We start from the raw sequence: 12,819 nt of genomic DNA, 5'->3' as shown, positions 1-12,819 counted from the left end.
ACAACGATCTTGATTTATAGTGAATTGTTTGAATTGGAATTTAGACAACTTAGATTTTTAGATTGTTAGAATCGCTTCGTTCTTAGATTAGAATTTCTAACGATCTAAAGCCGTAGGCGTTTCTAATAATTTAAAGCGAAGCGTATCTCTCAAAGATACATTTCAATTAAACCTTCCGGTAAGTCCATAATGACTTTTTTGTTTTCTCTGTCGATTTTTACCAAGAATTGGTCAATCATAGGGACTAATATTTCTACAGAACCGTTTACCACTTCAAATAAGGGTTGAGCTGTAGTGTCATTGATGGAGACTATTTTCCCGAAAACACCCAGACGTTTGTCTTCTACTTCAAAGCCTATGACTTCGTGAAAGTAGAATTGATTGCCTTCGAGTTTGGGCAGCATGCTGAGGGGCAGATAAATCTCGCAGCCAATGAGTTTGTCGGCTTCTTCTTCTGAGTCTACATCTTCAAACTTGACGCGGAGGAGATCGTTTTTGTGCAGAGTACTGTTTTCAATAAAAAATGGAATCAGATCTTTGTTGAATTCAACAAATACTGATTCCATATTTTCATATAATTCGGGTTCGTCGGTATCTAGGTAGATGAGAACTTCCCCTTTGAAACTGAATTTTTTGGCAATTTTACCTAAATAGAAACAATCGTCTTTACGCATAATTGCCCAAAAAATATTAAGCTTCTGTTTCTTCGCTTGCTTCTTCAGCAGCCGGAGCAGCCTCTTCGGCAGCTACAGGAGCTTCAACTTCAGCAACGGCTTCTGTTGTTTCTTCAACAGCAACTTCTTCGGTAGCTTCTTCTGCTTTTGCAGCTTCAGCAGCAGCGGCAGCGCGTTTGTCATTCGCTTCTTTCTCAGCTTTTAAAGCTTTTGCTTTAGCGGCTTCCTGAGCTTTTGATAAACCTTCTTTTTTAGCGGTAACTTTACCTGCTTTTTCTTCTAACCAAGCCGCTAATTTAGCGTCAGCTTGTTCTTGTGTCAAAGCTCCTTTGCGAACGCCACCGTCTAAGTGGTGTTTCATCAAGGCACCTTTGTAAGAAAGAATAGCTCTTGCCGTATCTGTTGGTTGAGCACCATTGTGTAACCATTGTACCGCTTGGTCAAGGTTTAAATCAATAGTGGCAGGGTTGGTGTTTGGATTGTAAGTTCCTAATTTTTCTAAGAATTTACCATCTCTTTTTGAACGAGCATCAGCAGCTACGATCCAATAAAAAGGTTTCCCTTTTTTTCCGTGTCTTTGTAATCTAATTTTTACTGACATAATCTGTTTGATTAATTTGAGGTACTCGACCTCGGTTATTTAAGGGCGCAAAGATAGTTTTTTTTCGGAAACAAACTAACTGATTTTTATATTTTTAATCCTAAGTTCTTGTGCTGTCTAATTTTAACGATATTTTTTTAAAATTTAATTAGCATTTTTACATTAAAAAACTATTTTTGTGGAGTAATACAATGTAAATCATGAAAAGACTTTTGTCCCTATTTATTGTTGCTTTAGCCTTCGTTTCCTGCCAGGAAGATTTGAAAACAAACGATCCGGGTCTTCAGGCATTGAAAGACGACGTGTTGTGGAGAGCTACTGACACAAGAGCTTATTTGTCACCTACCGGAAGTTTGAGAATTGAAGCTTACACTCAATACGAATTAGTTACACTCAATACCAATAGTGCCAATGAAGGGACTTATATTTTAGGTACCACAAATACAAATAATTCAGCTAATTATTCGGCTACTTATAATGATGTTGATCTTGAGTATGCTACAGCAGCAGCTCCGGGCCCGGTTTACTCCGTTGAATTGGTGTCTGGCGGAAACGGGTATCTTTCTGATTGTGATCTTCAGACTAACGGAGATTACCTTTGCGATTCTTCACACAATACTACGGGTGGTTCCGGTTCGGGATTAACCGTTGCCATAGTTGCCAATGCTTCGGGAGTTGTTACTTCGGTGCCAAGAATAACAGCCAGAGGTAACGGGTATTTGCCGGGAGATATCGTTACGGTTTCTCAGGGTAATTTAAACTGTAAAATCAGAGTGGTTAATGTTCAGAACAGCAACGGTGAAATTGTAATCAAAGACTACGATAATGTGAATATGACTGTAACAGGAGAATTTAAATTCAATGCCATCAGTATAGATACAAACCCTTTCGGAGGGCCGATTATTAATTTTCAATACGGAACATTCCACAAAATCCCGGTTTATCCTGATTTGTAATATTAGAAACGACAAAGTACACAAGAAAACCATCCGATTTCGGATGGTTTTTTGTTAATATGATAATAAAAACTAAATTAATGACAGTGTTGATTTTATTTAAGCTACCTTTGTCTTCGAATTTTAAATATAATATATGAATATTTTTGTTGGGAGTCTTCCGTTTAGTATTGACGAAGCAGATTTAAGAGAATCTTTCGAGGTTTATGGTGCGGTTAATTCCGTAAAAATTATTAGCGATAAATTTACCGGAAGAAGTAAAGGATTTGGCTTTGTTGAAATGGAAAACGATACGGAAGCCGAAAAAGCTATCCAAGAATTAAACGGGGCAACTGTTAGCGGGCGAACTATCGTCGTTAACAAGTCGGAACCAAAACCGGAAGGCGAAAGAAGATCTTTCAATAACAACCGTTCAGGCGGAGGTTACAACGGTGGAGGTAATAGAGGAAGATACTAGTTTACATCTGAATAGATACGGTAAAAGCCAACTCAACTGAGTTGGCTTTTTTTGTTTTTGTTGATAACTAATATTGATTGCTAACTATTGAAAATGTATTTTTGAAAAGTTAGAATTTCTTCAAATTTCCTCGCATGTACTTAATTTTTGATACCGAAACTACCGGATTACCAAAGCGTTGGGGAGCACCCATATCCGATGCTGACAATTGGCCGCGATGTATTCAAATTGCCTGGCAATTGCACGATGCTATGGGGAATCTTATAGAACATCAGGATTATTTGGTCAAACCCGAAGGCTTCAACATTCCGTATGACGCTGAAAGGATTCACGGAATATCTACCGAACTAGCCGAAGCACAAGGAGTGTCATTGGCCGAAGTTTTAGGAAAATTTAATGCTGCACTGTCAAAAGCCAAATTCATCGTAGGACAAAACGTTGGGTTTGACGTTAATATTATGGGTTGTGAATTTTACCGCTTGGGCGTGAATTCTCCAATGGTTTCAATGCCTGTTTTAGATACGTGTACCGAAGTAACCGCCGAATTGTTGAAATTGCCCGGCGGACGTGGCGGAAAGTTCAAATTGCCGACATTGACCGAATTGCACGGATATCTTTTTAACGAACCTTTTGCCGAGGCGCACAATGCAACGGCCGACGTAGAAGCCACAACCCGTTGTTTTTTAGAGTTAATCCGAAGAGAGATTTTTACCAAAGAAGAACTCGATGCCCCGTCGGATTATTTCAAAGAATTTGGACAAAATAATCCCAAAGAAATTCAGCTCATCGGATTGAAGCACATCAATCTGAAACAAGCCTCTGATGAAATCAGAAAACAATTTCAGGAAAAAGAAGCGCTTGCCGCTCCAACGAATGCAGAACAACAGGTTCATCACAATTTGGCCGAAGTTGATTTTGTACACTTGCACAACCATACGCAGTTTTCGGTGCTTCAATCTACCATCAGCGTTAAAGATTTGGTGGCGGCTGCCGTCAAAAACAAAATGCCGGCGGTGGCTATGACCGACCACGCGAATTTAATGGGAGCTTTCCACTTTGTGCGCGATATTTTATACCATAATAAATCAGCGAAAGCTAAAAACGAGCAAGCCATTGAAAACGGAGAAACACCAACAGAAACCATCGTTAAACCGATTGTAGGCTGTGAATTTTATGTGTGCGATGATTTAAAAGACAAGTCCCGAAAAGACAACGGATATCAAGTAGTTTTTTTGGCCAAAAATAAAAACGGCTATCACAATCTGGCCAAACTTTCCTCTATTGCTTACACCGAAGGGTTTTATTATGTGCCCAGAATTGACAGAAAAGTCATCCGGCAATACAAAGAAGACATCATCATTTTATCCGGAAATCTCTATGGCGAAATTCCGAGTAAGATTCTAAACATAGGTGAAAACCAAGCTGAGGAAGCATTGCTTTGGTGGAAACAAGAATTTGGTGAAGATTTCTACATCGAACTCATGCGTCACAATCAGGAAGATGAAAATAGGGTTAATGCCTCTTTAATTTCTTTGGCCAAAAAGCACAATGTAAAAACGGTTGCAACCAATAACGTGTTTTACATCAATAAAGAAGATGCCAATGCTCATGATATTTTGTTGTGTGTGCGCGATGGTGAAAAACAATCGACACCCATAGGAAGAGGACGCGGGTATCGTTACGGATTTAGCAATCAGGAATACTATTTCAAGTCGGGCGACGAAATGAAAAAGTTGTTTCACGATTTGCCCGAAGCAATTTTGACGACGGAAGAAATCGTGAATAAAATTGAAGTTTACGATTTGTCCCGTGAAGTATTGCTTCCCAAGTTTGATATTCCGGAAGAGTTTGTGGTTCCCGAAGACGAAATTGACGGAGGGAAAAGAGGGGAAAATAAATACTTGGCTTATTTAACTTTTGAAGGTGCCAAAAAACGGTATGGAGAAATCACTCCCGAAATTCAGGAACGCCTGGACTTTGAATTAAAAACCATAGAAAATACAGGTTATCCGGGATACTTTTTGATTGTTCAGGATTTTATTGCGGCAGCCCGAAGCATGGATGTTTCGGTTGGACCGGGTCGTGGTTCCGCCGCCGGTTCAGTAGTTGCATATTGCTTGGGAATCACCAATATTGATCCGCTTTTGTACGATTTGCTTTTTGAGCGGTTCCTCAATCCTGATCGTGTGTCGATGCCCGATATTGATATCGATTTTGATGATGAAGGGCGCAGCCGTGTTATGGATTACGTAATCAACAAATACGGTTCTAAACAAGTAGCACAGATTATTACTTACGGGACTATGGCGGCCAAATCATCCGTGCGAGATACCGCTCGTGTATTGGATTTGCCTTTGTTTGAAGCTGATAAAATAGCCAAGTTGATACCGACGACTTTGAATTTGGCCAAAATATTCACTTTGGATAATGACAAACTCAAAGCCGCGTTACGAGCCGAAGAATTTGATAAAGTCAAAGAATTGATTGAATTGGCTAAAGGCAATGATTTAGGAGGAGAAACCATTCAACAGGCCAAAATACTCGAAGGAAATCTCAGAAATACCGGAATTCACGCCTGTGGAGTTATCATCACCCCTGATGATATTACCAATTTCGTTCCCGTAGCTACCGCCAAAGATTCGGATTTATTCGTTACCCAATTTGACAACTCAGTCGTAGAAAGCGCGGGGTTGCTGAAAATGGACTTCTTGGGTCTGAAGACCCTAACCTTGATAAAAGATACGGTTAAACTGGTCAAATACCGAACCGGGATTGAACTCGATCCTGATTCATTTCCGATAGATGATGTTAAGACGTATGAGTTGTTCCAGCGAGGTGAAACGGTTGGGATTTTTCAATACGAGTCACCCGGAATGCAGAAATATTTAAAAGATTTAAAGCCAACGGTTTTCGGTGATTTGATTGCTATGAATGCGCTCTACCGTCCCGGCCCGTTGGAGTATATTCCGTCCTTTGTCCGCAGAAAAAACGGAGAAGAGGAAATTATTTATGACCTTGAAGCTTGTGAGGAGTATTTAAAGGATACATATGGTATCACCGTTTACCAAGAGCAGGTAATGTTGCTGTCGCAAAAATTGGCCAACTTTTCCAAAGGTGATGCTGATGTACTTCGTAAAGCGATGGGTAAAAAACAAAAAGATGTCTTGGATAAAATGAAATCCAAATTCATCGAGCAAGCCGTTGCCAACGGTCATCCGGAAGATAAACTGGAAAAAATATGGAAAGACTGGGAAGCTTTTGCTCAGTACGCTTTCAACAAATCGCACTCTACCTGTTATGCTTGGATTGCTTACCAAACCGCTTATTTGAAAGCCCATTATCCGGCAGAATATATGGCGGCGGTACTGTCTAACAACATGAACGATATTAAGCAAGTATCATTCTTTATGGAGGAGTGTAAGCGCATGGGCTTACAGGTGTTGGGTCCCGATGTGAATGAGAGTTACTACAAATTCACCGTAAACGAGAACTATGCCGTTCGTTTCGGTATGGGAGCTATAAAAGGCGTTGGTATGGGTGCCGTACAAACCATAGTGGAGAATCGTAAGGAAGGATCATACAAATCTATTTTTGATTTGGCCAAGCGCATTGATTTACGTGCCGCTAATAAGAAAGCGTTCGAGAATTTGGCGTTAGCCGGAGGCTTTGATTGCTTTACCGACACCCATCGTGCTCAATATTTTCATACCGATGGTGATAATGTAACTTTTTATGAAAAAGCGATGCGTTATGGGGCGAAGTTTCAGGAGAATGAAAACTCTTCTCAAGTCAGTTTGTTTGGGGATGCCAGCGATGTGCAAATTGCAGAGCCTACTGTTCCGCCTTGTGAAGAATGGAGTACGATGGAAAAACTAGCCAAGGAAAAAGAAGTGGTTGGAATCTATATTTCCGGTCATCCGTTGGATGATTTTAAATTTGAAATGAAATACTTCTGCAACAGCAAGCTCGAGAATCTTAAAAACCTGAGTAATTTTGTGGGTAAAACGCTGACATTTGCCGGTATAGTAACCAATGTGCAGTACAAAACGGCCAAGAATGGAAAAGACTGGGCTATGTTTACCTTGGAAGGATATGACGAAAGTCACGAGTTCAGAATTTTTGATGAAGAGTATCTGAAGTTCAGACATTTCTTGGTCAACAACCAGTTTGTGTACTTCAAAGTCATGGTAAAAGACGGCTGGGTAAACCGCGAAACCGGTAAGAAATCAGAGCCGCGATTACAATTCGTTGATGTCAAACAATTGCAGGATGTTTTGCCCCAGTTTGCCAAAAAGCTGAGCATTCAAATGGATATTCACGATTTACATCAAAATTTTATTCAACGATTGAGCGATATTTTCAATTCCAACAAAGGCGAAAACACCGTTACCTTCGAAATAGTTGAGTTAGAAAAAGTCAAAAAAGCAGTTCCGGTTGTGCCCAAAATGGTAATAGATGAAACCGTAAATTTCGATGCCGATAATATAGAAGACATTGAAATCGATATTCCCGTAGAAGAAGAACAAATTCAGGTCGCCACAAAAATTTCGCTGCCAAGCCGAAAATTGAAAATTAAAATCTCAAACGAGTTGCTATTCGAATTAGAAAAAATGAACGTCAAATTCAGTTTGAATTAAGTATCAGTTCTGCCAATGAATTAATAGCCAAAACTGATTTTTTTACCCTTGAATTCCAAAATAAAATCCCTAATTTTGTACTCAAATAAATACAATAATTTAAAAAATAAAAATATGGCTTTAGCAATTACTGATGCTACTTTTGATGAAGTAGTATTAAAATCAGATAAACCAGTAGTAGTTGATTTTTGGGCAGCTTGGTGCGGTCCCTGCCGCATGGTTGGTCCGGTAATCGATGAAATTTCATCAGAATACGAAGGAAAAGCAATCGTCGGAAAAGTTGACGTCGATGCCAATCAGGAATTCGCTGCAAAATACGGAGTGCGTAACATTCCAACCGTGTTGGTTTTCCAAAACGGTGAAGTAGTTGGACGCCAAGTGGGTGTTGCTCCTAAAAAGACGTATACCGATGCTATCGACGCATTGTTGTAAAATACATGAAAAAGAAATGAGGCCTAACGAGAGTTGGGCCTTTTTTATTTTAGAAGCACAGCATTGAATGCGTTTGGGAAGTGTCCTCCCGCTGTCCGCGCTACACGGTAGCCAGCTCCCATCGGGGCTATGGTTCCTGTGTGCTCTTTTTCAGGACGATTCAAAATTTTCAAATTTTCACCCGGCCGAAGCAAATTGAACGGAAATTAATGTTCAAATCCTTCAATTTCCCTATATTTGGATTTATGAAGATAGAAGAACAAAAAGAACTCGTATCAGGCTTTAAACATCTCGAATTACTGGCCAACCAAGTGGTGGAAGGTTTTATCTCAGGGATGCACAAATCACCTTTCCACGGGTTTTCAGCCGAGTTTGCCGAACACAAGGTCTATAATTCGGGCGAAAGCACCAAGCATATCGATTGGAAGTTATTCGCCAAAACCGATCGTCTATACACTAAAAAATTTGAAGAAGAAACCAACCTGAGATGTCATTTGATTATTGATAATTCTTCTTCCATGCACTACCCAAAGTTAAAAAAAGGGGAACTCTTTTTTCACAATAAAATCGGGTTTGCAGTCCTGGCTTCGGCTGTTTTGATGAATCTGTTAAAAAAACAACGCGATGCGGTTGGCTTAAGCGTCTATTCGGATACTTACGAATATTATGCCCCGGAAAAGGGCAGTGACCGCCACCACCGCATGATTTTAAATAAACTGGAGGATTTGCTCGAAAATCCAAAAGAAGCGAAGAGCACCGATACAGTGACGTTTTTACATCAAATAGCCGAGAAGATTCACCGTCGTTCCATGATTATCCTGTTTACTGATATGTTTCAAACCGGAAATCATGAGGCTCTGTTCAACGCCTTACAACATTTGAAGCACGACAAACACAAAGTAGTCGTATTTCATGTCATCGATAAAAAAACCGAAATTAACTTCGATTTTGATAATGCTCCGCGTAAATTTATAGATGTAGAAACAGGTGAACAAATCAATGTTTTTGCCGACACGGTAAAAGAAGCTTATGAGGAAAAGGTAAATTCCTATTTCAAAACATTGGCCATGACTTGTGCGCAAAACAAAATAAAGTACGTTCCGGTAGCGGTTGAAGAAAGTTTTGAAAAAATTCTCACCACATATTTAGTTGAAAAACAAATGTTTGGATAGGGGTGTAAAATTGTTTTGGTTTTTTTATTAAAAAAAACTTGCAGAAGTGAAAAACGGTTGTATATTTGCAACCGCAATTAAGCGATGGTTTGGTAGTTCAGTTGGTTAGAATACATGCCTGTCACGCATGGGGTCGCGGGTTCGAGTCCCGTCCAGACCGCTAAAATTGGGAAAGGTTTTCAGAAATGAAAACCTTTTTTGCCCAAAATAATAATCTTCTCAACAAGGTTGTTTTTTAGGCTGCCCAAAAAAGCATTTAAGATTAGTTGTGTTGTTTCGCTACGACTTTGTAACTCGTAGCAGGTTTAGTAGTTAGACCAATGAAAAGCTTTCCCTTTTTAGGGATGGCTTTTTTGCTTTTAGGAACATTGGTTTTTTTTCTCTATTTTTGAAACCATCATGAACAAAGTAATGCGACTTCCTTTTTTTACTCTGCTTTTTATTTGTTGCACCAATTCGGTAAAGGTTCAGGCGCAAACTTCCGCTGATTCAGATTTGCAGTTGAAAGAACTTCTATTCAGGAAATACAAAAGAGAAGTACAGGCGTATGATAAAAAGAAGTTTGATGCCTTGTTTTTCGAGTTCTTTCAAAAACAAAAAGACCAAAACAGCACCCTTACCAAAGAAGAGTTTTACACTTATACTACCAAGATTGCCGCATATTCCGAGAAATTGGGAATGTTGTACAAAAATCAAAAAGAAGAGGCGCAACGAACCAAACAAGAATGGCTGGATAAAAGCTATTCAGATTATTTACAATCTAAAAAACACTGATATTGAAACGGTTTTCGGCCATACTTCTGCTTGTTTTTCTGCAATCTTGTCAATATCTTGGGAAGGAGGTGCCCTCTGAACAGGAATTGCTTGAGAAAAGCATGAAAGAAATCAACTGGCAGGAAGTAGATGAATATCCTTCGGTTTCGGATTGTGAAAAACTTACCGATGAGGCTCAACGCAAACAGTGCTTCTTCGATTTCATGCAAGCAACTATAGAGCAAAAACTGGCTGTAGATACTTTGGCAACCCTATTCCCCAAATTAGATACAATAGAGGTTAAAGTGACTGTTTTGCCCAATGCCAGCCTGACTTTTGAGCCCCAATTCCCTAAAGATTCAGTAGCTTACGACACCATTAAAATTGACAGTATTCTTCGTGCCCGTTTGGTCGATTTTCCTAAAGTAAATCCGGCGATTAAAAGAGGGATTCCTGTAAAAACGCAGTTTGTTTTGCCGGTAATCATTAAGTCGGAATAAATATCAATAACTAGAACTTAAAGTTTTGATAGTTGAGAGAAGGGTTAGCTTTCCTAAACATTTATAATTGTGTTAAATAAAATTTATAAAAATTTTCTTGTATAAATGTTTTTTCATTTCTTTGTTATACTAACTTATAACCAACTTTATGAAAAAATCTCTTTTAATTGTGGCTGTAGTACTTACAACCATACCGTTTATCCGTTGTAGCAGTAGTGATGATTCGTCAACTAATAATGGAGCTATTAATCATGAACAAATTTATGGCTGGTGGTATCCTAATGCCAACACCTCGATTGTTCATTACAAAGCATATTACTTTGGAGCCGATGGGGTGTACAAACAAGATCAAACCAATTTTAATTTAGGTATGGGAACGGGTACTTGGCAATGGATAGGGGACAGTATTATAAAAATGACTCCAGATCTTAACGGAGGAATTGCGGGAGGAGCAGTTACAGGTCGAGTATTTAAATTAAGTCAGGATTCTTTGGTTTTTGCTTCACAAGGACTGAGATTGGCAAAAAACACAAATTGATTATAGAGATAAGACCCAAAAGGGTCTTATTTTTTAAAAGTCCTTCCCTTCCAGCTAAAACTCCCGAATAACGAATAAATCCCGATGCAGCTCGAGAAAAAAGGATAGATGATGCTGCTGGCCATGGGGAATAGCCATTGTCCCTTTTGGAGGTATTTATTGGTTCCGAGGAGTAAAACATAATCTGTCATATATTTGATTGAAAAGACAATCAGCAAAGATTTCCAATCAAAACATCCGCGAATTGCCAATCCGAAACCAATGACTAAACCAAAGTTCATCAACAAAACAATAACAGCTAAAAACTTAGCATAGTTGCTTTGGTAGCCAGTAGTTTTTGCCGCCCAACGAACGCGTTGCATGAATAGTTTGAACAAATCGTTTTCGGGTTTGGTTTTGACAATGCTTTGGGGGTTTTTCAAATAATGAACTAAATCGGGGCTTCGTTTAACAGCCTTTTGTAATAAAAACACATCATCGCCACTGGCAATTTTATCGTTCCCGTTGAAACCGTCTAATTCCCTAAATAATTTTTTGGTGTAAGCAAAGTTGGCACCGTTGCACATAAATGGTTTGCTAATTCCGAAACTACCCATCGTAACGCCTTGCAGGCTCATCAAATCCAATTGTTGAAACTGATGGAACCAGTTGTTTTTGGTTTTATATTTTACGGCACCCACTATCATTTCCGGCTCGTGTGTTTGAATGTAATTGTCAATGGTAAATAACCAGTTTTTCGGCACCGTACAGTCAGCATCAGTGGTAATTATCCAATTGTGTTTGGCAATAGGCATAGCTCGGGCTATAGCATCTTTTTTTGGAGAATGTGACAAACGAAGGTTTTCTAAAAGAGTGGTGTCAATATCATCATGATTCATGCGCCATTGAATGCAAATTTTTTCCGATTGATCTGTTGAGAAGTCATCCACCATGATGATTTCAATCAGCTCGTGAGGGTAGTTGAGTTTAGAAAACGATTGTAATAAATGGGGTAAATTTTTCTCTTCATTGCGAAAAGGAACGATGATTGTAAAAGCCGTTTTGGGAGATTCTTTGGTGTTTTTAAAAGTTTTTATTTTTCCAAAGCCATAGATAAGTCGGAGCATCAGGATAGTATAGACCATCAAAATTGAGTACAGCAGAATGGTCATTAGTTCCATTTAGGTTTGAATTTAAGTACATAATAACTTCCGATTATCACGGGCAGCACAACGTTCAAGAACCACATTAGCGTGCTGATGAAAACCACTATCCATTCGTTGACACCCAATTTTCCGAAGAAAAAAACAGCTACGCTTCCTTTTACCGCAAAGTCCAAAAACTGAAAGCTCGGTAGTGATGAAGCCAAAAAGTAGACTGTTGCAATAGTCGACATCATGGTTAGATAAGGTAAATCTACATCAAAAGCCAGAAATAAAAAATAGTATTGATGCGAAAAAACCAAATAGCGGAAGAAGGCTAACATTATATTTTTTTGATGGATAAGCTTGGGGATTTCGTTGATTTTATGAATAAGTTTTTGAATAGAGTAGCCTTTTACTTTGATGTTCTTTGAGACGATGGATACCAAATAAAAGAAAACAGCCAGGATAAGTATTGCTGATGCCCATTGCCAATAACCCAATACAAATAACCCTATGGTTCCGAAGAGGATAGTTAAAATCATTTGAATTCCGTTGCAGATGAGATTTAGAAAAATGATTTTTTTGGTTTTTGTTTTTTCAAAATAAAGTGCTTTTCCGGCATATTCTCCGAGTCCGTTTGGAGTGAAAATCCCAGCTGTCAGAGCCCCCAGAACCTGCTTAGAGGATTCACCTACTGTAATTGGTTTGAGGAAAGAAACTAAGTTTTGCCATTTCAAAATTTCAAGATACCGATTCGCTATGCTGAAGGAGAGCAAAAATAGAATTCCCCATACGGATTGTTTTTCCTTCAGTAAGGTATTGAACTTCTTCCAGTCTAATTGGTTGTTATGCGCGAGCTGGTCGTAAATAAAATAAAAAGCTGCCGCAACAATCAAAAGTTTGATGATAAAAACGGTGAATTGCTTAGTTTTGTGAGGAATTGAAATCATTGGTGCAAAAGTAGGTAATTGGATT

12 protein-coding genes and 1 tRNA gene are annotated in these 12,819 nt (G+C 38.9%); 9 read left to right on the top strand and 4 right to left on the bottom strand.

Going from position 1 to position 12,819, the window contains the following annotated elements; translation table 11 throughout:
* Window positions 1–149: 149 nt before the first annotated feature.
* Window positions 150–674 carry a ribosome maturation factor RimM gene (gene rimM, locus EZL74_RS02945; RefSeq protein ID WP_131475096.1) on the bottom strand — a complete coding sequence of 175 codons (525 nt, stop codon included), beginning with the start codon at window positions 672–674 and terminating at the stop codon, window positions 150–152.
* Between the two features lie 16 nt (window positions 675–690).
* Window positions 691–1,275: a 30S ribosomal protein S16 gene (locus EZL74_RS02940; protein ID WP_131475095.1), complete on the bottom strand. Its 585-nt coding sequence runs from the start codon at window positions 1,273–1,275 to the stop codon at window positions 691–693.
* A 200-nt stretch (window positions 1,276–1,475) separates the two neighbouring features.
* Between EZL74_RS02940 and EZL74_RS02935 the strand changes: the two genes are divergently transcribed.
* The 9 genes from EZL74_RS02935 (at window position 1,476) to EZL74_RS02895 (ending at window position 10,720) form a co-directional block, all read left to right on the top strand.
* Entirely contained in the window at window positions 1,476–2,231 is a 756-nt protein-coding gene (locus EZL74_RS02935; RefSeq protein WP_131475094.1) for a DUF6252 family protein, read from the top strand.
* Window positions 2,232–2,367: 136 nt separating this feature from the next.
* Window positions 2,368–2,688, top strand: coding sequence for an RNA recognition motif domain-containing protein (locus EZL74_RS02930; RefSeq protein WP_131475093.1), 321 nt, complete (start codon window positions 2,368–2,370; stop codon window positions 2,686–2,688).
* Between the two features lie 134 nt (window positions 2,689–2,822).
* Window positions 2,823–7,325, top strand: a complete 4,503-nt coding sequence (gene dnaE / locus EZL74_RS02925) for a DNA polymerase III subunit alpha (RefSeq protein ID WP_131475092.1) — start codon at window positions 2,823–2,825, stop codon at window positions 7,323–7,325.
* 114 nt (window positions 7,326–7,439) lie between these two features.
* The gene (gene trxA / locus EZL74_RS02920; RefSeq protein ID WP_131475091.1) at window positions 7,440–7,757 is read left to right on the top strand and encodes a thioredoxin; all 318 of its coding nucleotides are present in this window, start codon (window positions 7,440–7,442) and stop codon (window positions 7,755–7,757) included.
* A gap of 245 nt (window positions 7,758–8,002) precedes the next feature.
* Window positions 8,003–8,929 carry a DUF58 domain-containing protein gene (locus EZL74_RS02915; protein WP_131475090.1) on the top strand — a complete coding sequence of 309 codons (927 nt, stop codon included), beginning with the start codon at window positions 8,003–8,005 and terminating at the stop codon, window positions 8,927–8,929.
* A gap of 86 nt (window positions 8,930–9,015) precedes the next feature.
* A tRNA-Asp gene (locus EZL74_RS02910) sits at window positions 9,016–9,089 on the top strand.
* Window positions 9,090–9,328: 239 nt separating this feature from the next.
* Window positions 9,329–9,703, top strand: a complete 375-nt coding sequence (locus EZL74_RS02905; RefSeq protein ID WP_131475089.1) for a hypothetical protein — start codon at window positions 9,329–9,331, stop codon at window positions 9,701–9,703.
* A 2-nt stretch (window positions 9,704–9,705) separates the two neighbouring features.
* On the top strand, window positions 9,706–10,182 hold the full coding sequence (locus EZL74_RS02900; protein ID WP_131475088.1) for a hypothetical protein: 477 nt from the start codon (window positions 9,706–9,708) through the stop codon (window positions 10,180–10,182).
* Window positions 10,183–10,330: 148 nt separating this feature from the next.
* A complete protein-coding gene (locus EZL74_RS02895) occupies window positions 10,331–10,720 on the top strand; it encodes a hypothetical protein (RefSeq protein ID WP_131475087.1) in 390 nt (129 codons plus the stop codon).
* Between the two features lie 26 nt (window positions 10,721–10,746).
* Here EZL74_RS02895 and EZL74_RS02890 read toward each other — a convergent pair whose 3' ends face one another.
* Window positions 10,747–11,880 carry a glycosyltransferase family 2 protein gene (locus EZL74_RS02890; RefSeq protein WP_317125794.1) on the bottom strand — a complete coding sequence of 378 codons (1,134 nt, stop codon included), beginning with the start codon at window positions 11,878–11,880 and terminating at the stop codon, window positions 10,747–10,749.
* Complete coding sequence (locus EZL74_RS02885) at window positions 11,871–12,794, bottom strand: lysylphosphatidylglycerol synthase domain-containing protein (RefSeq protein ID WP_131475086.1); 924 nt, start codon at window positions 12,792–12,794, stop codon at window positions 11,871–11,873. Before EZL74_RS02885 ends, EZL74_RS02890 begins: the two co-directional genes overlap by 10 nt.
* Window positions 12,795–12,819 lie beyond the last annotated feature (25 nt).

Origin of the sequence: Flavobacterium silvisoli, from assembly GCF_004329815.1 — a bacterium.
Lineage (GTDB): Bacteria > Bacteroidota > Bacteroidia > Flavobacteriales > Flavobacteriaceae > Flavobacterium > Flavobacterium silvisoli.
This window is presented reverse-complemented; position numbering and strand designations above follow the sequence as displayed.

Excerpts from the sequence above, each read along its gene's own strand:
- rimM (WP_131475096.1), bottom strand. The coding sequence starts at position 674 with ATGCGTAAAGACGATTGTTTCTATTTAGGTAAAATTGCCAAAAAATTC.
- EZL74_RS02940 (WP_131475095.1), bottom strand. The coding sequence starts at position 1,275 with ATGTCAGTAAAAATTAGATTACAAAGACACGGAAAAAAAGGGAAACCT.
- EZL74_RS02935 (WP_131475094.1), top strand. The coding sequence starts at position 1,476 with ATGAAAAGACTTTTGTCCCTATTTATTGTTGCTTTAGCCTTCGTTTCC.
- EZL74_RS02930 (WP_131475093.1), top strand. The coding sequence starts at position 2,368 with ATGAATATTTTTGTTGGGAGTCTTCCGTTTAGTATTGACGAAGCAGAT.
- dnaE (WP_131475092.1), top strand. The coding sequence starts at position 2,823 with ATGTACTTAATTTTTGATACCGAAACTACCGGATTACCAAAGCGTTGG.
- trxA (WP_131475091.1), top strand. The coding sequence starts at position 7,440 with ATGGCTTTAGCAATTACTGATGCTACTTTTGATGAAGTAGTATTAAAA.
- EZL74_RS02915 (WP_131475090.1), top strand. The coding sequence starts at position 8,003 with ATGAAGATAGAAGAACAAAAAGAACTCGTATCAGGCTTTAAACATCTC.
- EZL74_RS02905 (WP_131475089.1), top strand. The coding sequence starts at position 9,329 with ATGAACAAAGTAATGCGACTTCCTTTTTTTACTCTGCTTTTTATTTGT.
- EZL74_RS02895 (WP_131475087.1), top strand. The coding sequence starts at position 10,331 with ATGAAAAAATCTCTTTTAATTGTGGCTGTAGTACTTACAACCATACCG.
- EZL74_RS02890 (WP_317125794.1), bottom strand. The coding sequence starts at position 11,880 with ATGGAACTAATGACCATTCTGCTGTACTCAATTTTGATGGTCTATACT.
- EZL74_RS02885 (WP_131475086.1), bottom strand. The coding sequence starts at position 12,794 with ATGATTTCAATTCCTCACAAAACTAAGCAATTCACCGTTTTTATCATC.